Genomic DNA, 23,487 nt, shown 5'->3' with positions numbered 1-23,487 from the left:
TCCTTACTAGTTCTTTAATCTAACAACATTAGTAGCAATAAAGCTCTCACACGCATCAGTTCAGGTAATTTCCCATGGAAAACCACAGCGGCGCCCCGATTTCGTACACGCAAGAACCTCAATTCGAGCAAGCGATTAAACACCCGATCCCCACCCTTTGGCAACAACGAAAAGATGGGTATGTAACAACATCCGGTAAAAAGAAGCTGTACTGGTGTGGCCTGACTTCAGAGACACACAACAAGGCGATTGTTATTTCAAATGGCCGCATTGAGTGCTGCCAAAAATACCAAGAACTCTTTTATGATTTCTATCAACAAGGCTATGACGTTTATTCATTTGACCACCAAGGTCAAGGCCAGTCTGAACGTATGGTAACAGACTCTGACATTGGTCACATTCATGAGTTTGATGATTATGCATCTGACATGTCTGACGTCATTGCCAGTTTTGATCTCAGTAAGTATTCCAATCGCTACCTGCTCGCGCATTCAATGGGCAGCACCATCGCGACTCGCTACCTACAGACTCATCCGGAGCACCCCTTTGATAAGGTAACCCTGTGTGCGCCGATGTTTGGCATCAACACTGAATGGTATCTAAAACCTATCGCGATGGTTGTCGGACAGGTGCTTACCGCGTATCACGCCACACCAACTTATGCGCCGGGCCAACAAGCGTATTACTCGAAGCCTTTCGAAAACAACTTACTGAGCCACAGCAAGGTTCGCTATCAGTGGTTCCGCCGTTTGTATGAAGAGTCACCCTCTTTGCAGGTAGGTGGACCGAGCACACGCTGGGTGTGGCAAGGGTTAATGGCAGCCAAGCAAGCTATCCAGCAAACTCGCCAAATCAAAATCCCACTGCTTTTGATTCAAGCAGGGGAAGAGAAGATTGTCAGTAACGATGCTCAAGTGAAGTTCATCAACAAGCTGAAGAAAACCAACTCGGATTGCCAGTTTAAAGTCATCGAAGGTTCTAGGCATGAAGTGTTGTTTGAGAAAGATGAGTATCGCAATCCAACATTGGATGCCATTGCTCAGTTTTTTGCTTAGCGTTGGCGTGCTAACAAGAAAAGTAACGGACAAAAGAGAAAGGCGCTAAAGAGGAAGAGAAGTAAGTGAGCTTTGCCCTCTTTTCTTGCATGAATTTGGCATACAATTTCTACCTAGAGATATTGTAGTTAAAACGATTCTAGCGCTGGCTAGCGTCAATATTGGTTAAGCATTTTGCAATGAGGGTTAAATGAGTATTCCTGCACTAAAAGATTCCGTGAAAATTGTTGCCTCTGATCTAGATGGTACGCTTTTGGCTCCCAACCATCAGTTAAGCGATTTTACCAAGCAAACACTCACGAAGTTACACGGACAAGGTTATACCTTTATCTTCGCAACAGGTCGTCACCATGTTGATGTTGCTGGTATTCGCAAACAAACGGGCATTCCTGCTTACATGATCACCTCGAATGGTGCTCGCGTGCATGACCAAGACGACAATCTGATGTATGCCAAGAACATCCCTGCGGAATTAGTGCAAAGTGTTGTGGATGTGTTTAAGAAAGACCCGGAGATCTTCATCCATATCTATATGAACGATGAGTGGTTACTGAATCGTGATGACGAAACAATGAAGAAGTTTCACGATCAAACAGGCTTCACATACCGACTGTACGATGCAGATACCGCACCGAGTGAAGGCATTGCTAAAATCTTCTGTACTCACCCAAATAAATCACATGAACACCTTGTGCCATTTGAAGATGAGCTCAACGCTCTGTTTGGTGAAAAATTGAATGTCGCTTTCTCAACACCTTGGTGCTTGGAAGTGATGGCTGCAGAAGTCTCTAAAGGTGATGCGCTACAAGCCGTGGCTCAATCTATCGACCTTGAGCTAGAAAACTGTATTGCTTTTGGTGATGGCATGAATGATGTCGAACTACTATCAATGGCAGGTAAAGGCTTAGTGATGGGCACATCCCATGAAAAAGTACTTAAAGCGCTGCCTGACAATGAAGTGATTGGCAGCAACGCCGACGATGCCGTTGCGCACTACTTAGAAAAGCACCTGCTTTAATCTAATCTAGTAAAAAATCCGAATAAATAAAAAGGCAGCCAACTGGCTGTCTTTTTTGAACCTTACGCAAAAAGCTCTCTCTAAGGCTATCGAGAACCTAACACTTCTTTGCTTAAGATAGTCTGCCACTCCTGTTCAGTAACCGGCATGATGGATAAGCGGTTGCCCCGTTTTACCAGTGGCATTTCGGAGAGTTCAGGCATGGCTTTAAGCGTAGCTAAAGGAATCAAGCGCTCAGTCACTCGCACAAACTCGACATCAACCATTATCCAGCGTGGGTTATCGGGTGAAGACTTAGGATCGTAGTAATCACTCTCAGGGTCGAACTGAAAGTGGTCTGGGTAGGCTTCTCTGGTTACTTTAGCGATCCCCGCTACGCCAACTTTTTTACATGATGAGTGGTATATCATCACCAAATCTCCAAGCTTGACGTCATCACGCATCATATTTCGAGCCTGATAATTGCGTACACCCTCCCAACAAGAGGTTTTTTGTACTCTCAGAGTCTGAATAGAGAAGGTGTCGGGTTCTGTTTTAAATAACCAATATGCCATAATAAATCCAATTAACGGTTGCTCCGAGGAAGATATAACATGAAGGTAATGAAAAACCCAGTGACATGGCTAGTCGCGTTCGCTCTACAAGGCTGTGTTACGGCACCTGATACGCCGCAACAACCTGAACAGCCCCCAGCAACCTTGGATGAGCCACTGAGCATTCAACCACAAACCTTCATCATGCGTGGTCAGGTGGTAGTTGGTCACGAAAGCCGAACCTTCACTCCGTGCGGCAGCCAGCAACAATACTGGTTAGACTTATCGCCAGAGTTAGCACTAGAAGCACAAGGGCTCTCCACGAGGCCTTACCAAGCTTTATATGGCGAGCTGATTGGACACCTAACCGTGCCAAGCCAAACGGGTTACAACGCAGATTTCACGGCACGTTTCGTGGTTGACCAAGTAAACATCCTAACCGCAGAGAACCCAGAGCGCTGCGATCAACCACTGCGTTCTACTCGTGTGTTCGGTAATGAACCCTTCTGGTCAGCAACCTTTGATAAAGACCAGCTGAAATACACCAAAATGGGCGAAGAGCCACAGATCCTCGATATTGAATCTAGCCGCACCACTCCAAGCACTCGTGACTACAAGCTACAAGAACAATCAGCGCAAGGCGAACTCAACCTCACGAAAGAGAGTTGTAGCGACGGCATGAGCGATTCGATCTATGGTTGGGAAGCGAAACTCAACCTTAATGACAGCAAGTACAACGGCTGTGCAACAGTATCTAACCAAGACTCTACTCTGGACTGGAGCGGACTCTATTTCGCTAGCTCAACGCAAAACTCAGGGTTCTCTATCAACCTTGAACTCAACGATGACCACAGTGCTATCACGACTTATTCATACAGCAATGGAGACCCTTCTATTGTTGAGCAGGGCTTCTGGCAACAACTGAACCAAAATCAGGTACAAGTGGTGATGACTCGCCACCAGCAACAGTATTTGATCTCCGAGCGCATCTTCACACTCGATAATGGCAAGCTGATCGCTGAAAAAGAGAAAGTCGGCAACGTTGTCTATCCGATTGCCAACGGCGGTCTGGTGCTATTCGAAGCTAAGGGTGCACAAGCGCAAGTAAACACCACTGCTAACGTTGATCTAACCGCAAAGCAGGTCAACTCCAGTGATCAACTTGATCCAAAAGTCGACCAAGCGATCCGCGAGTATTTTAAGATCAACAACAGCTCACCTGACGACACCAAATACCGTTGGTTAACCTACGACCTCAACGGCGACGGCAAAGAAGAGCTGTTTGCCCAACTCGATTGGTGTGGTTCTGGCGGCTGTACACTGCTGATTTTCGAAAACCATCAAGATAACTGGCGCTTCAATAGCCGAGTGACACTGGTTAAGGGCGACATACGCTTAGGTAAATCGCAAAACCACGGCTGGCAAGATCTGATCTTCAATGTCAGTGGCGGCGGTGCAACACCTGCAAAACACACACTGTCATACTCTGGTGTCAGCTACCCGCTAAACCCAAGTGTCGCTCCAGTTGCAGATGATGCAGATATCAGCGACGTGGTTTTGTTTGCTGATGGTATCTCACCCGCACAAAGTGGAGTGAAGCTGTAAACATGAGTAACCAACAAGCTTGCCCTGGTTGTGGCTTCACTCACCAATGTATTTGTCACCTAATACCTAGTGTCGAAAGCCAAATCGATCTTGTACTGCTCACTCATGAGAATGAACTGTCGCGTGATACCAATACCGGAAAGCTGCTTGAGCAATCTATTCAACAGTGTCAATCCTTTGTGTGGCAAAGAAAAACACCGCCAAAAGAGCTGATTGCCTTACTCGAAGACGAAGCATTGCAGCCTTTTTTGCTGTTTCCAAGTGACAACAGTATTGAGTGCCAGCAGGCCGTGTCATCTATAGCCGGAGATCGTAAGCCGTTATTTATCATCTTGGATGGCACATGGCAGGAAGCGAAGAAAATGCTCAACAAGAGCGCGTGGTTAAACACCATTCCTCAAATCCATCTCGATATCACGACGGAATCGTCATACACCTTGCGCCGCAATCAAGACAGCGGCCACTTGTGTACTTGTGAAGTAGGCATTGAGCTACTCAAGTCTTTAGGTGAAAGCGAACCTGCCAAACTGATTGATGACTACTACCAACAGTATCTAAAAGTTTTCCACGCCGACAAGTGTGGCCATACTCTCAAATAGACCAAGCAGGCATGCGCGAAGGCAATAAGCACATTTCAGGATGGGACAGATACTGAAAACAACAAGGGTGAGCCATAAGCTCACCCTTTTTACATCGTTATTTAACCAACCAGTGTTTCACGTGAAACGCTCGCTCCATCAAAACAAACGTTGAGGTTGACCAAAGTAATACCCTTGCAGGTAATCGACACCCATGTCTTCAGCAATACGACACACCTGCTCGTTATGAACGAACTCCGCCACCGTCTTAGCATTCAAAATCTGACATAAGCTCACCAGCTGCTGGGCTATCTTTCGTTGTTTTTTATCCTTATCAATATTACGAATTAAACTGCCATCAAGCTTTATCACTTGTGGTTCCAGTTTCAATATCTCATCAATGTTCGAGTAGCCCGAACCAAAGTCATCGACAATAATATTCACACCAAGATCTCGGAAGTGATTGCACACCTCGATTAAGCGACCGTAATCCTGAATTTGTTCGGTTTCCAACACCTCTAAACCAATACGCTGTGGGTGGCTGATTTTTTTGATGGCTTGCTCAAGGTGGAGAATGGTTTTCTCATTGCTAAAATCTTGTGGCGCCAAGTTAATTGAGAACGAATCGGTTCGCTGACTCATAAAATCAAAGGTGCGCGTTATCATCTGACGACTGAGGCGTGTATAGAGATGGGTTCCTTCAATGATTGGCAAGAACTTACCCGGTGCAATCAGCTGACCGTCCTCTTCAATTCGAACCAAACACTCGTAGCTTTCTACCTGATGACTGTGTGCTGAGACAATCGGTTGAGAACACGCCACAATATTCTGATTAAGCACCGCGCGACTCACGCACGACAGCCAACCAAGTTGCTCTTGGCGATGCTTCTCCAATTGAATGAGTGCCTTGGCGCTCACTAGGTGTTTGTTTTGGCTGACTGCGCTACGCCTCGCATCAATCGCCTTCAACAATAAGTCATCAATAGAGGTAGTCGGGAAATCTCGACGGCTGGCAACACCCGCACAAATAGACACCGACAAATAATCAATATCAGGTAAACCGGTAGGCTCAAAATTCACATGCTCGGTTTGATCAGCAAATTCCGAGAATCGCTGATGAATATGTTCTTGGCTCGCCCAGCTATCAAACACCACCGCCCACTCACCAATACCGATACTGTAGAGCTGGCAACCCTTATCAAAAAACTGCCACAGTGCCTTTTGAAAGTACTCACTCAAATCATGCAGAAGCTTGTCACCCACTCGATAACCATACTTCTCATTGATCTGACCAAAGGTCGTGACCTTCAAAGCTAACAAGTGGCTATCACTGCTCATTTTCGACAACTTCTCACGCAACACACTTCGATTGGGTAAACCGGTACGACGATCAATTCGATAGCTCGCCGTCAATGCGGTGGCTTGCTGCTGAATCTTACTCGCCATGCTGTTGTTCATATCATCGACATCAAGCAATGCATTTCGGATCAATGAAAACAGAGGGGATATATTGGTCGCAGGTTGTGTCTCTAATGGCAACACAGCCTTACCCTCGCCTTCTCTAAGCGCGAGGTAAGTAAGGCTATGGTGCAAGATTCGTTGTTGGTCATTCTCATGATAGAGCTCTCCCATGCAGTAAACGCCATAGCTGTCTGCCAATTTTTGGAAAACCTCAACTTCTTGGTTGCCATCAATAAAGTCGATGCGAGAGGTGCAGTTGTAAATAAAGAACTGTTCTGGTCTATGAGAGGCGATCTGCTGAACACCCAGTCGGATTTGTTCTAAGGTCAATGATGGATGGTCGTAACAAAACCGAACCTCATCGCCTACTTGGAACTGACCACTGAATTCAATCTCTCCACTTTCTACTACCTTTAGTGGTAAGTGAATGTTTTGCTCTTTCGGGTCACCGACCATCAAGGGAAAGTTATGCAGTTGTTCAAAAGGCACTTCAAGGCCATCAGCGAGGTAACGATTATAGAGTTGGCGAACGGGAATACCGTCCAATTCCAGCAAGCGGTTATCTTGAGCACCAGTCACTCGAAAAGTCCGGCCAATAGGGTTCCATTCAGTGTAGTAACCCTTGGTGATTGATAACTCAACGCTGTGCAGAGCTAACATCACATAGGCATTCTCATAGCAAATGCCGTCTAGCATCACCCAACGCCCATTATCTGTGATTGTCGATGCACCGCCACAAATCGGCAATGAATATCTCGACTGCTCAAACGCTGAAAATAGATCTCGGTCATTTATCTGCAAGCGATCTGCGAAACAGATGATGTTGTGAGTAGTATCATTGCACTCAAGTTGTTGCCACATGGCGTGGCTATCAAGCAATGGTTGTTCGCTATATTCGACAACGCCACAGGTGTAAGACGTCGCCTCAAAGCGAGTGACAATGAGATAGAGACCTTGATGGAGAATGACACCTTGGCTGATGTAGTGGTTAGCACTACAACCAATCAGCTTGGCATTAGGAAAAGTCGATTGAATCACTTGGCAAGCAGCCAAAACCGCACCTTTCTCGAAAGACGAAAACACCTGAATCAGTAGCTTTTCATGTTGATGAAAATCTATCTTTTCCAATTCACGTTGGGTTTGTTCTATGTCTTGTATCAGGAGAGAGGTCGACTGCATATTCACATTAGTCGTTGCGTTAATGATTTGTTATTGTGCTTATTATAGATAAGGCTTGCACGGAATATTTACGATCATCTTATGAATAATGTGAGGTTAGCTAGACATCATTCACTCCCCTGAAAATCAGTCATTAATAGCGGCTGAGCGCTTTTGTATCCAGTAGTTTTAGAATACTGAAAGCTTTAACAACTAAAACAGTCGCTTAGGCTCACCAAAGTAATAACCTTGTAGATAATCGACACCCATCTGTTCTGCTATCTCACAAACCTGTTGGTTATGGACAAACTCAGCAACCGTTTTGGCGTTAAACACTTGGCACAAGCGCACCAACTGAGAAGCGATATTTCTCTGCTTTTGGTCTTTATCGATATTACGAATCAAGCTGCCATCGAGTTTAATGATCTGCGGCTCTAGCTTAATGATTTCATCGATGTTGGAATAACCAGAGCCAAAGTCATCAACAATGATTCTAGCCCCGAGTGCGCGGAAGTGATCACACACCTCAATCATGCGGCCATAATCTTTGATCTGCTCAGATTCCAAAACCTCTAAGCCCAGTCGAGTGGGATCGTTCATACCACTTATCGCAGCCTCAAGAACCTCGAGCGTCTTATCGCTCAATAAATCTTGTGGGGATAGATTGATAGAAAACGAGCTCTGCTTATCCGCCATGTAGCCGATCGTGCTCTTAATCATGTGTCGACTAAGACGCGTGTATAGATGCGTATCAGCAATGATAGGTAAGAACTTTCCTGGAGGCACAATGGTACCGTCCGACTCCATGATTCTGACCAAACACTCTTGGCCAATCATTTCGTGTGTACCCGATTCCACAATCGGTTGTGAGTAGGTGATGATGTTCTGATCTAAAATCGCACGACTTACACAGCTCAACCAACCAAGCTGTTCCTTGCGATCTTCCTCGCTCACCTGAATGTCTTTAGCGTTAGTAATATGGGTGTTATTACGCACTCCATAACGTCGAGCTTCGATCGCTTTCAATAAGATCTCGTCACCGCTGTCGGTTAAGAAGTCACAACGACTAGCAAAGCCTCCACACAGAGAAACTGACAGGTAATCAATATCAGCCAAACCATACGGCTCAAAATTAATGTGTTCGATGTCATCTGCAAACTCAACGAACCCTTCTTTTATTTTCGCACTACCTACACTGGCATTGAAGATAATCGCCCACTCTCCGACACCAATACTGAATAGCTCCACTTTCACGCAAGGCTCTTTCACGACACGAAGCTGCAATCGCTCAATAAAGTGATTAGACAGATCGAGTAGTAGCTGATCCCCTACTTGATAACCATACTTCTCGTTAACCTGATGGAAGTTGGTTAGCTTTAAGGTCAGCAGATGTTCACTGAACAGAATCGTATTAAGGCGCTCCTTCAATACGATACGGTTCGGTAAGGCAGTACGCGAGTCAATACGATAGCTCTCGGTTAAGCGGCGCGCTTGTTGATGGAGCTTCTTCTCCATCTGAGTATTCATACTGTCGAGATCAGCGACTGCATTTCTAACAAGGTTAAGCAATGGCGACACTGTAGAGCCACACTGAAAATCTTCACAACGAAACTCTTTAATCTCGTCAGACTCGCGCATAGCGATATAAGTCAGGCTGTGGTGCAGTATCTCTTGGCGGTCTTCATTGCGGTATAGCTCACCCATGCAGTAAGCACCGCACGTGTTCACTATCCCTTCAAATGGTTTCAGCTCGACCTTACTATCAATAAACTCAAGGCGAGAGACACAGTTATAGATGATCACCGATTCCGGTTGATGCATGGCTAGCATCTCGGCACCGTGGCGCACCTTTTCCGCTGTCAAAGAGGGGTGGTTATAACAAAACTGCGCCTCTTCACCGACATGCCATGGGCTATCAAACTCGATACTGCCATCATCATTAATACGTAGCGGCGTCGAGATACCCTTCTTTCTACCAAGTTCTCGATAAAGCGGAAAGCTCATCAACTGGCTAAAAGGAAGGTCTTTGCCATCCGCAAGGTAATGTTTGAATACTTCAATAGCCGACTTGTCATTCAACGCGTATAAGCGATTTCCAACTGCATGTGTGACTCGTAGCTTCATCCCGATCGGGTTCCACTCAGAATAGGCATCTGACCAAACCTTCAATCTGGGGTTAGTCAGAGCCACCGCCACACAAGCGTGTTGGTAGGTCTGTTCATTATGCATAACCCAACGCCCGTATTCATTCTCATGACACAAGCCACCAGCAACAGGCAATGTATAGGGTAGGTTTTCAAAGGCGCTATAGATAGGGTAATCACGACCTTCAACCTGATCGCATAGGCTGATGACCGTTTTCGCATCTTTCGAGAGATCTAGTTGAGAAGCGAGCTCTTGGCTGTCTTGGTTTGGGTTGCCTGTAAAAGGCTGAACCGCGGAGGTTAAACGGGTTTCATTAAACTCACTGATAATGATTAAGGTACAACGACTCTCAAGACAATTGTCACAGATAACATGACGAGCACTCTGGCCAATTAAGGTGGCATTTCTTAGGCGATTGAGAGCAACACTCGCGATTCGACGAGCCATATCAGAAGATTGGGTAGAGAAAAGTTGAATAAGATATTGTTTGCTGTCACACCACTCTCGCTGATCAAATTGAGATTTAAATAGCTCCTCAGTATTTGCGAGAAATGTAAATGTTTGCATGCCAACCCTTGATCGAAATAGAGTGAAGTGAAGAACCCGCAACCACTGCTATGACTGAAATGAATCGATAAAAAGTAGTCGCCAATTATCCTAGCCTAAACAGGCATTTAATTGCGACTAATGTAACAATTCAATATCATAAATGCGACACAATAAGCTTACAGAGGTCTTTAAATTAGTCGCATGAGATCGCTAAGTTGCTCTATTTCAACATCAGGCAGCACACTCGCCTTCGAAGAGAGGTATAAATTGGAACCAATGTCATTAAACCAGCATGCTTGGAAGCCATTTTGCTTAGCTCCGTAAACATCCGTTCTAAGGTGATCGCCGACATGAAGAATGTTGATGGCATCAACATCTAAGTATTGTTGCGCTTTATCAAACATATCTGGGTAAGGTTTTGCTCTACCGTTTGGGCCAGCTTTAAGGATTAGTTGAAAATACTGCCCTAAACCAATTTTATGTGGATCGACATTGCCATTGGTAATCGCAACCAAAGGAATGCGTTGGCTAAGTTCTGCCATCACTCGATGCGTTTCTTGAGGCACATCGACTTGATTACGCAACCACAAGGCATGCTCAATACCTTCTCGAGCTGCTTGTTCTGCTTGCTGCAGAGAGTAATCCAGTTGCAGCAAACCGCTTTTAATCTGAGTTTCACGCCACACGGTGACATCATGTTTTAAAGCTGGGTTTTCAGAGGCGACTTGCTGCTTAATGCCCTGCCACTCTTCGAGCGATAAAGAAGCCGACACTGGGTGCTTTTGATATAGCCACTGTGCCATCTCTTTCTCAACCTTCATGATCACAGGCCAGTTGTCATACAGGGTGTCATCCAAGTCAAAGGTCATGGCTTTGATAGGCTTTAACCCTCGATAAATTCGCATAATAACCCCTTAAATCTAATCTTTATTCTTCTTACGAGCTCTCGGGTGAGCCTGATCATAAGCTTGTGCTAAGTGTTGGAAATCTAAGTGGGTATACACTTGGGTCGTCGAGATGTTTTCATGACCAAGCAACTCTTGAACAGCACGAAGGTTTTGGCTTGATTCAAGCACATGCGTTGCAAACGAGTGACGCAGTTTATGCGGGCTGATGTGGCTCGCGACTGCTTGCTTCTTGCCCCACTCTTCCATACGCTTTTGCACACTACGGTGAGAGATACGAGTCCCAAGCTTAGAGACAAACAGCGCGCTTTCACCCGGTGAAGCCAATTCACCACGGACTTTGAGCCATTTATCGACCCACTCTTTGGCTAAACCAGAAAAAGGCGCTTTGCGTTCTTTGTCACCCTTACCAATCACTCGAATTTCGCCTTGTCGAGCCAACACATCTCTCAGGTTGATACCGACCAGTTCGGCCAATCGTAATCCCGCGCCATACATAACTTCCATCATCGCTCGGTCACGAATCGATAATGGATCGTCCTCATTCACATCAAGCAGTTGACCCACTTCATCGACATCGAGATTTTTAGGCAAAGGACGTTGTTTGCGAGGTGCTGAGACACCTTTGGCTGGATTGGCGGTCATTTCTCCACGCAACACAAGAAAATCAAAGAAGCTGCGCAGTGAAGATAAGCGCGTTGCAATGCTGCTCGCCTTCATTCCCTCACGCATGCCTTTACTGGCCAGCTGTCTGACCCACGCCGCATCGACTTGACCCCAGTCTTTCAGCCCTAGCGTGACTAAATGACCGGCCATGGTTTCAAGTTGTTGTTTGTAATTACGTTGGGTGTGTAGGCTGAGTCCCTTCTCGCTTCGGAGATATTCATAGAAGCGAGAAAGTGGCTTTTGAAGGCTGTTAGGAAGAGGTATTTTGGGCTCTAGGCTCATTATTTATCTGCCAAGGTAAGGTGTCCGCCAAATGAGCGACAACAAGTGCTAAATGGCGTAAAAAGAGCGTATCCATATGGGGTTGGAAATGTCCGCCATCTTCACTAGAAAAGGCGAGCAACCCCAATGGAGACTGCTTAGCAAGTGGTAGTACTACATAAGAGCCTAGCTCTGGAACTGGATAATCACCAAACAAATCGTGTCTGTCGGCTTTTCTCAAGCGTCCAAGATAAGCATCTTTGCCGTTGAAGTGGTTAAGCGAAAACTTAGAGTAACCCTCAGCACTCAACTGATAAAAGCCAGATTGCGAAAGAATTCGAACCTGAGCCTTAAGCCCAAGATCTAACGCTTTTTGTTCAACGGCTTTTATCACCTGCATGAAATCACTGCATTTCAGCACTTGCGCTTGCAGGTCCATAAACTCATAGAAGGTTTTATCGTTATTTGCCGCCAACGACATCAAGCCAGTGATCTCTTCTTCAAGCTCTTCGATTCGATGACGCTGGCGTTTAAGCTGAACCTCAACCAGAGAAACAGCGCCCTGCTCAACGTTATTGATAGCAAGGCGATCAACCAAATCTTTTCGGTCTTGGAAAAAATCTGGGTTATCACGTAAATATTCCGCGACCACTTCTGCGGTGAGTGCGTCGGCTTCAACGTAAGACAAAACCTATCCTTTATTTTTATGAATCTATTTGTTTTGGATCGTTATTAGCAAGAAAGTTGCCCATCAAACACATGCGTTGCAGGGCCAGTCATGAACAGTGGTTTACCCGGGCCTTGCCAGCTAATGTGTAAGTCACCGCCTGGTAGACGAACCTTCACATTCTCAGCCAGTAAGCCTTGAGTGATACCCACTGCAACTGCGCCACACGCTCCGCTGCCACATGCCTGAGTTTCACCCGCGCCGCGTTCGTAAACACGCAAGCGAACTTCTTCACGGTTAACGACCTGCATAAAGCCAGCATTAACATGCTCAGGGAAACGTTCATGTGATTCAAGTAGTGGGCCCAAGGTGTCCACATCAGCCGTGTCGACATCATCAACCACGGTAACCACATGTGGGTTACCCATGCTTACCGCACCACAGAATAAGGTGTGTACATCCGTTCTTAGGATATACGTCTTCTCTGGCTGCTTGGCCTTGAATGGAATCTTACCGGGTTCGAACTCAGGAATACCCATGTTCACGGTGATCAGGTCATTCTCTTCAATCTTGAGAACCATTTTACCTTTCTTGGTGCTGACGTTAATGCTGTACTTATTCGTTAAGCCTTTCATGCGAACGAATCGTGCAAAACAACGTGCACCATTGCCACACTGCTCCACTTCACTGCCATCCGCATTGAATATGCGGTAATGGAAATCAGTTTCTGGATCATAGGGAGCCTCAACCACAAGTAGCTGATCAAAGCCCACGCCAGTGTGACGATCCGCCAAACGACGGATCAAATCTGGAGAAAAGAAAATATTTTGAGTAATGCAGTCCACGACCATGAAATCATTGCCCAAACCATGCATTTTAGAAAAGTGGAAGTGCATAACGCTTAAAATTACTCCGGAAGAATGTTTTCAAGTTCCCACAGACTCGTAAGCTCTTCACGCTGACGAACCAAGTGAGTTTTATCGCCATCAACCATAACTTCAGCCGCACGCGAACGAGTGTTGTAGTTAGATGACATAGCAAAGCCATAAGCACCAGCAGAACGAACGGCCAGTAGATCGCCTTCTTCAAGAACAAGGTCGCGATCCTTACCTAGGAAGTCACCCGTCTCACAGATAGGGCCAACCAAGTCGTAAGTCACCGCTTCACCCTGACGTGGGCTTACTGGAACAATATCTTGCCAAGCTTGGTAAAGCGCTGGACGCATTAGGTCGTTCATCGCGGCATCGATGATGGCAAAGTTCTTGTGCTCAGTTGGCTTCAGGAACTCGACTTTCGTTAATAATACACCAGCGTTAGCAGCAATCGCTCTTCCAGGTTCGAAAATCAGCTCTAGATCAGAATGATTGTCTAAGCGAGCCAACAAAGCTTTCGCGTAATCTGAAGGTTGTGGTGGTAATTCATCACGGTAAACCACGCCCAAACCGCCACCGACATCAAGGTGTTTGATGTTGATGTCGTTAGCACGTAGTTGGTCGATTAGTGCAAGCAGACGATCGGTTGCATCGATGAAAGGTTCAATATCCGTTAGCTGAGAGCCGATGTGGCAATCAATACCGTGGATAGACAAGTTATCGAGTGTTTGTGCAAACGCATAAACAGCTGGAGCACGGTCGAAGGCAATACCAAATTTGTTATCACGCAGACCAGTAGAGATATAAGGGTGAGTGTTGGCATCAACGTCTGGGTTGATACGCAGTGAAATCGGCGCTTTAACACCAAGCTCACCAGCCACTTTATTTAGTCGCTCTAGTTCTGGTTCAGACTCTACGTTGAAACACTTAATGTTCAACTCAAGCGCACGCTTCATTTCAGCGGCTGTTTTGCCGACACCAGAGAACACAACTTTCGCTGGATCGCCACCTGCAGCAACCACGCGCTCTAGCTCACCGCCAGAAACGATGTCAAAACCTGAGCCCAAACGAGCCAAAGTGTTCAATACGCCGAGGTTCGAGTTAGCTTTAACGGCATAACACACCAAGTGTGGATGCTCACCAACCGATGAATCAAACGCATTCCAGTGGCGTTCTAATGTTGCACGAGAATATACATACAGCGGTGTACCATATTGCTCTGCTAGTTGTGAAAGTGCGACGTCCTCAGCCCAAAGCTGGCCATCTTCCTGATAGTTGAAGTAATCCAAAGTTCTTATCCCTTATAAATAACGATTTCTGCGTGTTTTCACTTATTGTGATTGTTCAGTCTGCTGAACTTCATCAGGATCGTATAAAGGACCCGTTTGACCACAACCAGAAAGTCCAATAACGGACATCATAAATAGAGCAGTAATTAATTTTTTCATTTTGCATATCGTGATTATTAACTCAATGCCCCCTATAATCGCACCACACTCAGGAAAAGCAATAGGATAGAAAGGATGAACGAGACTGAATTTCATCAGCTGGTCGATATACAGATGCAAAATATCGAAGAAGCTATCGATGAATCAGAGGCAGATATTGATTACGAAGTGACTGGTAACGTGATGACGCTGGAGTTTGAGAACCGCAGCCAAATCATCATTAACCGCCAAGAACCAATGAAAGAAATCTGGTTGGCGTCTAAATCTGGTGGTTTCCACTTTAAATTAATCGACGACAAGTGGACATGTTCTAAGACGGGCATGGAGCTGTTTGAGATGGTGAAAGAAGAATGCGTGAAGCACGCAGGTGAAGAGATCGATTGGGTCTAATCATTTGTAAGCAAAACTAAAAAGGAGTGAATCAATCACTCCTTTTTTAATATCAATCAGTCTTAATAAGCCTAGATGTTCACTATCTTTGAACTCCGAGAAGCTAACGTCGCATCGTTACGGTAAGGCACTACGTAAGAGTTGCCCTCTTCAGGATGAACGATCTGGTAGTACTGAGGTAGATTAAAGTTAATCAACTTAGACGACATCTTCGACTCATCTTTTACCGACGTGTAGAAAGAGTTCACACTCGCGATCATCTCATCTTTTTCACCGCTGTACTGGTGATACACCTCAACCTGATTCGACTCGTCTAATACATAAATATTGAAACCTTTGTCGGTATCTTCAAAGAAGAACTGAATTAAGCCCTCACTCGCAAAACCATCCACCACTTCTGGCAATTGATACTCTTGCTCTTTGTCGAGCATCAGTAAAGGTGACCCCTTCAACTTGTTAGTTGAGATACTACGATAAAAGTCGACCGAGTTTTCCAACATCTGTACCGACACACCACGACGCTCGAAGAACAAACCAAACATCTTGTTAGCTAGGCGGATAGCCTTAAAGCGACGACGTTTCTCTGGTTCAATCGGTTTTAGTCGTAAGTCGATACACTCAGCGAGCAGCTGATACACCATGTTACGCATCACACCGCGCAGGTTTTTGCTGTAACAGAACACATCAACCGACTCTGGCGGCAACGCATCTTGGTGCATTTTGCCAAGTACTGTCTTAAGTGCATCTAGCATTGCCGTATCACCTTGGAAATGCAGCGTACGTACTTCATGCCAAGAGTTACGGTAAACCAAATCGACACTGCCGACTAAGCTCTTACCTTCTTCTCCAAAACTGAAGATATCTGCATTCTTCAGATCAACCTTCAAGGCACGACCACTCAACTCAGAAGTCGGGTCGTTTTCGAAGTTAATGAACATCGCCAGTTGGCTTATCTCACATGGGCTCGCCAGTGCCTGCATACTTGGGCGGCGCTTACGTAAAGAGAAGGTATTACGCAGATCGCTCACCATTTGATAGAACTTATCGATATCAATGTGAGCGTCACGAACCACAGAGTGCAAACGTGTCGATTCAGTAATCAATCCATTAAAGAATGACCAAGCAACCAGCTTACTTAAGTACTCATGGTGCTCAAGCGAAGGTTGGCCAAGAATACGGTGCGCAATCAATGGTTGTTTGTACAAGTACCAACCCGCTTTATTGGATTGCCCTTGGCGAACCTCAATAAAGCTCAAGTCAGGTTCATGCAGATCCGGAGATATTTGCGGGTTCAGTAACGTCACTTTACCCGGCAACACCTCAAACGCAGCATAAAGCTTACGAGCCAAGATACTGATATCTTGTGGACTGATTGCCGATGTGATGTCGTTACGACGTGCAAATTGAATCAGGTTTCGATAGCTCAGCATCAAGGCATCAAGCAGCGCATGGTGCACCACTTTAACTTGCTCAACCTTCCAGTTACGGCGGTTATCGAGCTCAGCAATGGTTTCCTGTCCCCAATTCCAAGACTTAGTCATCTCGGTTAAGGCTTCACGACGCCATGCAACAGAACCGATACCGGCTTCACGCGACAACTTCTCGTGGGTCTTAAGATAAAAACAACGTCTCACCAAATCCAAACGAGTGTGGTCGTTAATACGCTCTAGGTAGCGAGTTACCTTCTCTAGCATCAGATAGTAGCTATCCATGCCATACAGATCAGGTTCATCCGCAAAGAAGCGGCGCTTAGTATCGATACTCAAGAGTTGGGTGTTTGGATATTCCCACGAATAAGCTTCTAGCAAGATCGCCTTTAACACCGACTTATACGGTGAGTCGATACTCTTATAAAGCTGCCACAGGTTTGAACCGAAGTACTCTTCCGCGGGAATGCGATTCAGCTTGCCGAAATCGATCCACTGCGAACAATCAAGATAACCATCCTGACATAGGCCTTGAACGTATTGGTCATAACACTCTTCCATTTCTGGCGGAATGATTTGCCACAACAAGCGTTGGCCAGCTAAACGAACGGCAGAACGATAGAACTCATCAAGCAATAACAGGTGCTGTGAAGAACCACAGTTATCACCGGTCATCTCTTCAGAATGGTTCGAGCGGAAGCGCTGTTCATCCATCAAGAAAAAGTTAGCTTCAACACCTAAGGTTTCAGCCCAGTCGGTAATCAGCAGGCACTTGTTCGTCAAGCTATCGCGCGCTGGACCATCCATATCAGGAGAAACACATACCCAGATATCCAGATCACTTGAGGTGCTTTGACCGATAGAAGAGGTACTACCCATGGTGTACAGACCAAGGATTGCAGGTTCAGCAGCCTTGGTAAGTTTTCCGCCAAGCGTTAATTCGGTATCAGACACAAATTGCTTTTGGAATTCATTAAACGTGAAGCTACGAATTCCAAAAGGAACTTGTTGGTCATAGTAACCAGGCATCATTGGGTGATTGAAATGAAGAAGTGCGGGGATTAGGTTAAAAACTCGCTGGCCTTGGACATTCATCAACGCCAACGCACGATCAATGCGCTGCTGATTTAGATTGTCTAATCGTTGAATCAAAGTCTGAGTGTAAGCCTGCAAGGTAAGTCCTTGGTTTGAGATTAAATGCACTTCTGTTTAGTTACTGAACGAAAGCAGCAACAAAACGTGATCAATTTAACACTTTTACCCCTGATGGTAAAGCAAAGGAACCCGTCATACTAGCCAATTCCTTGATGACAGAAAGTTAAACTCACGGCGCCGTAGTGTCCTCTTTATTGACTATTTCTAATAATAGCCCATGTTTCAAATGAGATACCAATCACACTATTTTGGTGAACTCATGAAAATCTCTCAGCTATCAAAGCATGGAATGATCAAACAGTAAGAATTTTCGCCTCACAATGGTAGGATTAGGCTATTACAGAACCTATATCGGAAACACCATGACAAATTCAGCACCAATCCGTATCGCAACCAGAAAAAGCCCTCTTGCCCTTTGGCAGGCATACTTTGTAAGGGATGCACTGCAAGCTGCTCACCCTGGTTTAGAGGTTGAGTTGGTAACTATGGTGACCAAAGGTGACATCATCCTAGACACACCACTTGCTAAAGTTGGCGGTAAAGGACTGTTCGTTAAAGAACTCGAAGTGGCAATGCTAGAAGGTCGTGCTGACCTTGCGGTTCACTCAATGAAAGATGTACCTGTCGACTTCCCTGAAGGTCTAGGTCTGGTAACGATCTGTGAACGCGAAGATCCTCGTGATGCCTTCGTATCAAACACTTACAACAACATTGATGAGCTACCACAAGGTGCTGTCGTGGGAACATGTAGCCTACGTCGTCAATGTCAGCTATTAGAATACCGCCCTGACTTAATCATCAAGGAACTACGTGGCAACGTTGGTACTCGTCTAGGCAAACTCGATGACGGCCAATACGATGCTATCGTCCTAGCGGCAGCTGGCCTTAAGCGTCTAGAACTTGAAGAGCGTATCCGTAGCTTTATCGAACCAGAACAGTCTCTACCGGCTGTAGGCCAAGGTGCTGTGGGCATTGAATGTCGTCTTGATGATGAACGTCTGATTAAGCTTCTTGAACCACTAAACCACCAAGACACAGCCGATCGCGTGCTTTGCGAACGTGCAATGAACCTAACTCTAGAAGGCGGTTGTCAGGTACCTATCGGTAGCTACTCACTGTTAGATGGCGACAACATCTGGCTGCGCGCACTTGTTGGAGAACCTGACGGTTCTAAAATGGTTCGCGGCGAGATCTCTGGCCCTCGTAAAGATGCGGAAGCACTGGGTGTTACTCTGGCTAATCAACTGCTGGATGACGGTGCGAGAGAAATCTTAACCAAGCTTTACGCAGACCAAGAATAATCATGACAGTGTTGGTAACTCGTCCCGGCTCAGAGGGACAATCGCTTTGCCAACAACTAGCGGATGAAGGGATTCAAGCAATCCATCATCCGCTTATTCGTATCGTTGATAATCCAGACTCTGCGGATTTAAGCAGTCAGCTCAATAACAGCGATATCATTATTGCAGTCAGTCACCATGCTGTGACCGCGGCTCAAAGCATCCTTTCCAAAACCTCATCTATTTGGCCTACTTCGCCGCTTTATCTTGGCGTTGGTCAAAAAACTGCGCACGTTTTAAGCAAAGTCTGTAAACAAAAAGTAAACTATCCTCAAGTGAGTGATAGTGAACATCTTCTTAAACTTACTGAACTTAATGGTGTCGATAATAAATCCATTTTGATACTACGTGGCAATGGTGGGCGTGAGCTCATTAGAGATTCTTTACTCAATCAAGGTGCACAAGTCTCTTATTGTGAGACCTACCGTAGAGAATATATTCCCATTAACGACCACAATACCTATCAAACATGGGTAAACCAAAATACATCAAAAGTTGTCATCACTAGTCAGGAACAATTGGAGTATCTCTGCTCAATAACCCCTGACGAGTATTTGGCTTGGCTTTCAACAAGACAACTATTTGTCCCAAGCCAGCGCATAGTAGAACGAGCACAACAACTCGGTTTCTCGAACGTAACCAATACTCACAGTGCTACGAACCAAATATTACTGGCTGCTCTCCGGCCCTAGCTAGAAACAGGAAATAAGCATGACAAGCAAAAAAAATAATGAGCATATTGAACCTGAAAAAAAACAAGACACTCAGCCAGTAGTTGTTGAAAACGAAAAAGCTGAATCTACAGAGACAAAACAGCCTGAAAGAAAACTTGATGCCTCTGCGTCAAATACGGTTCAAAGTGAACAGCCTCAAGCTGAGCATAAAGAGCAAATCGAGAAAGCAGAAAAGCAAGGTAAGCGCGGTGTCAAACTAGGCGCTATTGCGATCGCTATTTCTATTATTTTCAGTGGCGGTATCGCATTTCAAATGCAGCAAAAGAGCGCTGAGTACTCGGCTCAAATCTCGGCTCTTCAAACACAACTGCAAAATACCCAATCTGCAGTAAATAAAGACCTGCAAACCATCAAGCAAGAGACTATCCAAGAAGCTTCTCACGCCGTGGAGAAAACTCAGGTCGTACAATCCCAGCAACAAAAGAGTATTCAAAGTCTGCAGTTAGCAGTAGCTGACGTTAAAGGCCGTCGACCAAATGACTGGTTGCTTGCTGAAGCCGATTACCTAGTAAAACTAGCAGGTCGTAAATTGTTCCTTGAGCATGATGCCGTTAGCGCAACTAAACTAATGGAAAGCGCCGATCAACGTATCGCAGCACTAAATGACCCAAGCTTAGTATCACTGCGCCAATCAATGACCAATGACATTACTAAGCTTCGCACTATCCCTCTTATCGACCGCGATGGCTTAGTTCTACGCATCACAAGTCTACAACAGCAAGTCGATACGCTACCGCTTGCCAATGCAATTCTTCCAGAAGCTGCAGTTGTTGAGAAAAAAGCGGTATCGAAAGATATTAATGATTGGCAGAACAACCTGATGACGTCGATGAAAGACTTCTCAGAAAACTTCATCACCTTCCGTAGTCGTGATGGCGAAGTCATCCCTCTACTCTCTCCTGAGCAACACTTCTACCTACGTGAGAATATCAAGGGCAAATTAGAGACCGCAATTCGCGCTGTCTACAAAGAGCAAGGTGATGTCTACAGTGCAGCACTTAATACCGCTAGCGAGTGGTCGAAAGCGTACCTAAACCAAGATAACAACTCAGTGATTGAATTTGAGAAGGCGATTAAACAGTTAAGTGAGCAGAATATCTCTGTGAAATACCCTGTAAAACTTGAGTCTCAAAATGAGTTGTCAGATGTTATACGTGAGCGCCTGCGTCGTGAAGTGACCGTTATGACCACGGAGGAGAAATAATGATTCGCTGGATTTTTCTTTTTCTCGTTCTAGGTGCCGGACTAGTTGTCGGTACCCAGTTCTCAGGTCAACAAGGTTATGTCCTGATTTCGATAGCAAATAAGACCATTGAGATGAGTGTGACAACACTGGTTATATTTGTCATTGCTCTTCTAGCTGCTCTATTCGGCTTGGAGTACCTATTCAAAAAGCTTATGTACGCAAGCTCAACGACTTGGAACTGGTTCAGTGTTCGTAAACTAAAACGCTCTCGTCGTTATACCAATGAAGGCATCATCAAGCTTCTTGAAGGTGATTGGAAAGGCGCAGAGAGGAAAGTAACTCGTTGGGCTAATCATCACGACATGCCTCTGCTTTGTTATTTAGTCGCTTCTCAAGCTGCTCATGAACAAGGTAATACGAGTGAGCGTGATAAGTACATCGAGCTCGCTAGCCAACAAGAGAACTCTCTACTGGCCGTTGAGCTAACTAAAGCAAAACAACAGATCAGTGAGTCGAACTACGAAGCCGCATTCGACACACTTTCGACCTTAAAAGGTACATATCCTAATAACACCGCTGTACTTGGCCTATTAAAAGCCACCTACATTCAGCTTAAACTCTGGCAGCCATTACTAGAGTTAACGCCTAAGCTAGCTAAAAACAAGCTTCTTACGGCTGATGAGCAAGTTGAGTTAGAACAAAAAGCACAATGCGGCTTGCTTCACGATGTGGCACAGCAGCAAGGTAGCGAAGGTTTAATCAGCCATTGGAACAAGCTTTCAAGAAAGCAGAAACAAAGCTCTCACCTTGTTTCATGCTTTGTGAAGCAACTGATCGCTCGCAAAGCTGACTCAGAAGCCTTCACAGTGATCAAAGAGAACATTGCGAAGAGTGGTTCAAATGAGCTCTACATGTTGCTTCCTGAGCTTAACCTTGCCGATCACCACCCAGTCGTTGTGATGCTAGAGCGCGCCATCAGTAAAGATGGTGGCAATGCCGAAGCACACAGCGCATTGGCTCAGTTCTACTTAAGAGAACAGAAGTGGGCAGAAGCACAAACCCACTTCGAGAAAGCACTAGCACTTCGCTCAAACGTATCAGATTACGGATACCTATCTGATGCACTAGAAAAGCAAAACTTAACGAAGGCAGCGCACGAAGTATCTCGTAAGGCACTCGCTCTCGTTCAACCAGCTTAAACTGATACAACTAACATGAAGCCGATGCCTAGCATCGGCTTTTTTGTATCTACTGTTTACCTTAAGTAACTTGCTCAGTACGAATAAGCAAACACTAGGGACGATGGTAAAAGTGTTCAATCCAAATCCATTCTCCACACCCAGCTTATTGCTGACCGAAGCACCTTCCATTTTTAATAAGACCTACCTAGTTTGGAACAATCCATAAGTCACACATCTTGATCATGGGTTTTCAAATGCTATTAATGCTTTATAAGTACTGATTTTAAGTCATGAGGTTAAATCTTCATGAAATCCCCCGCAAGGTTTCCTAAAAAACACTGAGGGATACGTTAGATCTATCCGTATGTAGTTTTAGCAAACTATAAAACAAGCTGTTTAGAATCCATTTGAGCTGACTGACAACCTTTATATAGATTTTTGAAGGCATAACGATCAGATAACTTGGTTGGATTTGTACCGAAAGAAAAGACGTTTCGCAGTAGTTGTCATTTGATAGAGATTAGCTCTAGATTACAGTGGACTTAGCAACTGGAATCATTAGATGAAAATTACATTTCAGTAATGTACCTCAAAGCGTTGGATATCGTAAACCCGACCTACCTCCGTAACCAACCTATTGGTTTAAGATTGAAGAAGTAAATGTATTCAGACTCTAGACGAAATCAATTCTGAGACACAGCAAAACTCCGAAGTTTAAAGCGCGGCTTAATCATCACTCAACAGAAGTAATTAAGAAGCCACAGCTACTTAGAAAACTCCTGCTAACTTATTTATTAAGATCAATTTGTCATGTTAGAGCCCATAATCGCAAAGCTCTGCTATTGCTAACACAGCTTTCTAATCAATCGTCGATTCAACGATTACTAGCCAAAACAACCTTTTACGGAAGTCAAAACCAAGAGTTAAAACTCATACCCCAGAAACGACGAAAGCCTAGTCGTCAGACTAGGCTTTCTAATAAGTAGCGGAATGGACGGGATTGCGGACTTTAGGCAAACCCTTTGTAGGACTCATTCGGCCGAAGGGCAAAACACTTTTCTTGAAATGTAAAAAAGCCCTGCTATTTCTAGCAGGGCTTTTCTAATAAGTGGCGGAGTGGACGGGACTCGAACCCGCGACCCCCGGCGTGACA

General features: G+C 45.2%; 19 protein-coding genes. 9 read left to right on the top strand and 10 right to left on the bottom strand.

The window, feature by feature from the left end; all coding sequences use genetic code 11:
• Positions 1–74 precede the first annotated feature (74 nt).
• Complete coding sequence (locus OQJ75_RS19540; RefSeq protein WP_265974607.1) at positions 75–1,055, top strand: alpha/beta fold hydrolase; 981 nt, start codon at positions 75–77, stop codon at positions 1,053–1,055.
• Positions 1,056–1,245: 190 nt separating this feature from the next.
• Positions 1,246–2,073, top strand: coding sequence for a Cof-type HAD-IIB family hydrolase (locus OQJ75_RS19535; RefSeq protein ID WP_019825195.1), 828 nt, complete (start codon positions 1,246–1,248; stop codon positions 2,071–2,073).
• Between the two features lie 86 nt (positions 2,074–2,159).
• Here the strand turns inward: OQJ75_RS19535 and OQJ75_RS19530 are convergent, their stop codons facing one another.
• Complete coding sequence (locus tag OQJ75_RS19530; RefSeq protein WP_265974606.1) at positions 2,160–2,627, bottom strand: EVE domain-containing protein; 468 nt, start codon at positions 2,625–2,627, stop codon at positions 2,160–2,162.
• Positions 2,628–2,666: 39 nt separating this feature from the next.
• Between OQJ75_RS19530 and OQJ75_RS19525 the strand changes: the two genes are divergently transcribed.
• Together OQJ75_RS19525 and OQJ75_RS19520 are read left to right on the top strand one after the other, a co-directional pair.
• Positions 2,667–4,211 carry a COG3650 family protein gene (locus tag OQJ75_RS19525; RefSeq protein WP_265974605.1) on the top strand — a complete coding sequence of 515 codons (1,545 nt, stop codon included), beginning with the start codon at positions 2,667–2,669 and terminating at the stop codon, positions 4,209–4,211.
• Positions 4,212–4,213: 2 nt separating this feature from the next.
• On the top strand, positions 4,214–4,810 hold the full coding sequence (locus tag OQJ75_RS19520; RefSeq protein WP_265974604.1) for a tRNA-uridine aminocarboxypropyltransferase: 597 nt from the start codon (positions 4,214–4,216) through the stop codon (positions 4,808–4,810).
• A 138-nt stretch (positions 4,811–4,948) separates the two neighbouring features.
• Here the strand turns inward: OQJ75_RS19520 and OQJ75_RS19515 are convergent, their stop codons facing one another.
• The 8 genes from OQJ75_RS19515 to lptM all read right to left on the bottom strand — a co-directional run bounded on the left by OQJ75_RS19515 (position 4,949) and on the right by lptM (position 14,921).
• Positions 4,949–7,429 carry an EAL domain-containing protein gene (locus tag OQJ75_RS19515; protein WP_265974603.1) on the bottom strand — a complete coding sequence of 827 codons (2,481 nt, stop codon included), beginning with the start codon at positions 7,427–7,429 and terminating at the stop codon, positions 4,949–4,951.
• Positions 7,430–7,621: 192 nt separating this feature from the next.
• The gene (locus OQJ75_RS19510) at positions 7,622–10,120 is read right to left on the bottom strand and encodes an EAL domain-containing protein (protein ID WP_265974602.1); all 2,499 of its coding nucleotides are present in this window, start codon (positions 10,118–10,120) and stop codon (positions 7,622–7,624) included.
• A 170-nt stretch (positions 10,121–10,290) separates the two neighbouring features.
• Positions 10,291–11,007, bottom strand: a complete 717-nt coding sequence (gene yigB / locus OQJ75_RS19505) for a 5-amino-6-(5-phospho-D-ribitylamino)uracil phosphatase YigB (protein WP_265974601.1) — start codon at positions 11,005–11,007, stop codon at positions 10,291–10,293.
• A gap of 15 nt (positions 11,008–11,022) precedes the next feature.
• Positions 11,023–11,955: a tyrosine recombinase XerC gene (gene xerC / locus OQJ75_RS19500; RefSeq protein WP_248398142.1), complete on the bottom strand. Its 933-nt coding sequence runs from the start codon at positions 11,953–11,955 to the stop codon at positions 11,023–11,025.
• Positions 11,924–12,622 (bottom strand): DUF484 family protein, encoded by a 699-nt coding sequence (locus tag OQJ75_RS19495; protein WP_265974600.1) that lies wholly within the window; start codon positions 12,620–12,622, stop codon positions 11,924–11,926. The genes xerC and OQJ75_RS19495 overlap by 32 nt, the downstream gene beginning before the upstream one ends.
• Before the next feature lie 44 nt (positions 12,623–12,666).
• The gene (gene dapF, locus OQJ75_RS19490; RefSeq protein ID WP_265974599.1) at positions 12,667–13,497 is read right to left on the bottom strand and encodes a diaminopimelate epimerase; all 831 of its coding nucleotides are present in this window, start codon (positions 13,495–13,497) and stop codon (positions 12,667–12,669) included.
• Positions 13,498–13,508: 11 nt separating this feature from the next.
• Complete coding sequence (lysA, locus tag OQJ75_RS19485) at positions 13,509–14,762, bottom strand: diaminopimelate decarboxylase (RefSeq protein ID WP_265974598.1); 1,254 nt, start codon at positions 14,760–14,762, stop codon at positions 13,509–13,511.
• 42 nt (positions 14,763–14,804) lie between these two features.
• On the bottom strand, positions 14,805–14,921 hold the full coding sequence (lptM, locus tag OQJ75_RS22590) for an LPS translocon maturation chaperone LptM (protein WP_017068592.1): 117 nt from the start codon (positions 14,919–14,921) through the stop codon (positions 14,805–14,807).
• A gap of 75 nt (positions 14,922–14,996) precedes the next feature.
• Between lptM and cyaY the strand changes: the two genes are divergently transcribed.
• Complete coding sequence (gene cyaY / locus OQJ75_RS19475) at positions 14,997–15,311, top strand: iron donor protein CyaY (protein ID WP_017633314.1); 315 nt, start codon at positions 14,997–14,999, stop codon at positions 15,309–15,311.
• Positions 15,312–15,382: 71 nt separating this feature from the next.
• Here the strand turns inward: cyaY and OQJ75_RS19470 are convergent, their stop codons facing one another.
• Positions 15,383–17,911: a class I adenylate cyclase gene (locus OQJ75_RS19470; protein ID WP_265974597.1), complete on the bottom strand. Its 2,529-nt coding sequence runs from the start codon at positions 17,909–17,911 to the stop codon at positions 15,383–15,385.
• 344 nt (positions 17,912–18,255) lie between these two features.
• Between OQJ75_RS19470 and hemC the strand changes: the two genes are divergently transcribed.
• The 4 genes from hemC to OQJ75_RS19450 are packed head-to-tail and all read left to right on the top strand — an operon-like array spanning position 18,256 to position 22,352.
• Positions 18,256–19,194, top strand: a complete 939-nt coding sequence (gene hemC, locus OQJ75_RS19465; protein ID WP_017633312.1) for a hydroxymethylbilane synthase — start codon at positions 18,256–18,258, stop codon at positions 19,192–19,194.
• A 2-nt stretch (positions 19,195–19,196) separates the two neighbouring features.
• The gene (locus OQJ75_RS19460; protein WP_265974595.1) at positions 19,197–19,925 is read left to right on the top strand and encodes a uroporphyrinogen-III synthase; all 729 of its coding nucleotides are present in this window, start codon (positions 19,197–19,199) and stop codon (positions 19,923–19,925) included.
• A 19-nt stretch (positions 19,926–19,944) separates the two neighbouring features.
• Complete coding sequence (locus OQJ75_RS19455; RefSeq protein ID WP_054548360.1) at positions 19,945–21,171, top strand: uroporphyrinogen-III C-methyltransferase; 1,227 nt, start codon at positions 19,945–19,947, stop codon at positions 21,169–21,171.
• Positions 21,171–22,352, top strand: coding sequence for a heme biosynthesis protein HemY (locus OQJ75_RS19450; protein WP_265974594.1), 1,182 nt, complete (start codon positions 21,171–21,173; stop codon positions 22,350–22,352). Before OQJ75_RS19455 ends, OQJ75_RS19450 begins: the two co-directional genes overlap by 1 nt.
• The last annotated feature ends 1,135 nt before the right edge of the window (positions 22,353–23,487 follow it).

Origin of the sequence: Vibrio sp. 14G-20, from assembly GCF_026241515.1 — a bacterium.
GTDB lineage: Bacteria > Pseudomonadota > Gammaproteobacteria > Enterobacterales > Vibrionaceae > Vibrio.
Note: the sequence above shows the minus strand (reverse complement) of the source record. Positions and strands in the feature narration are given on the sequence as shown.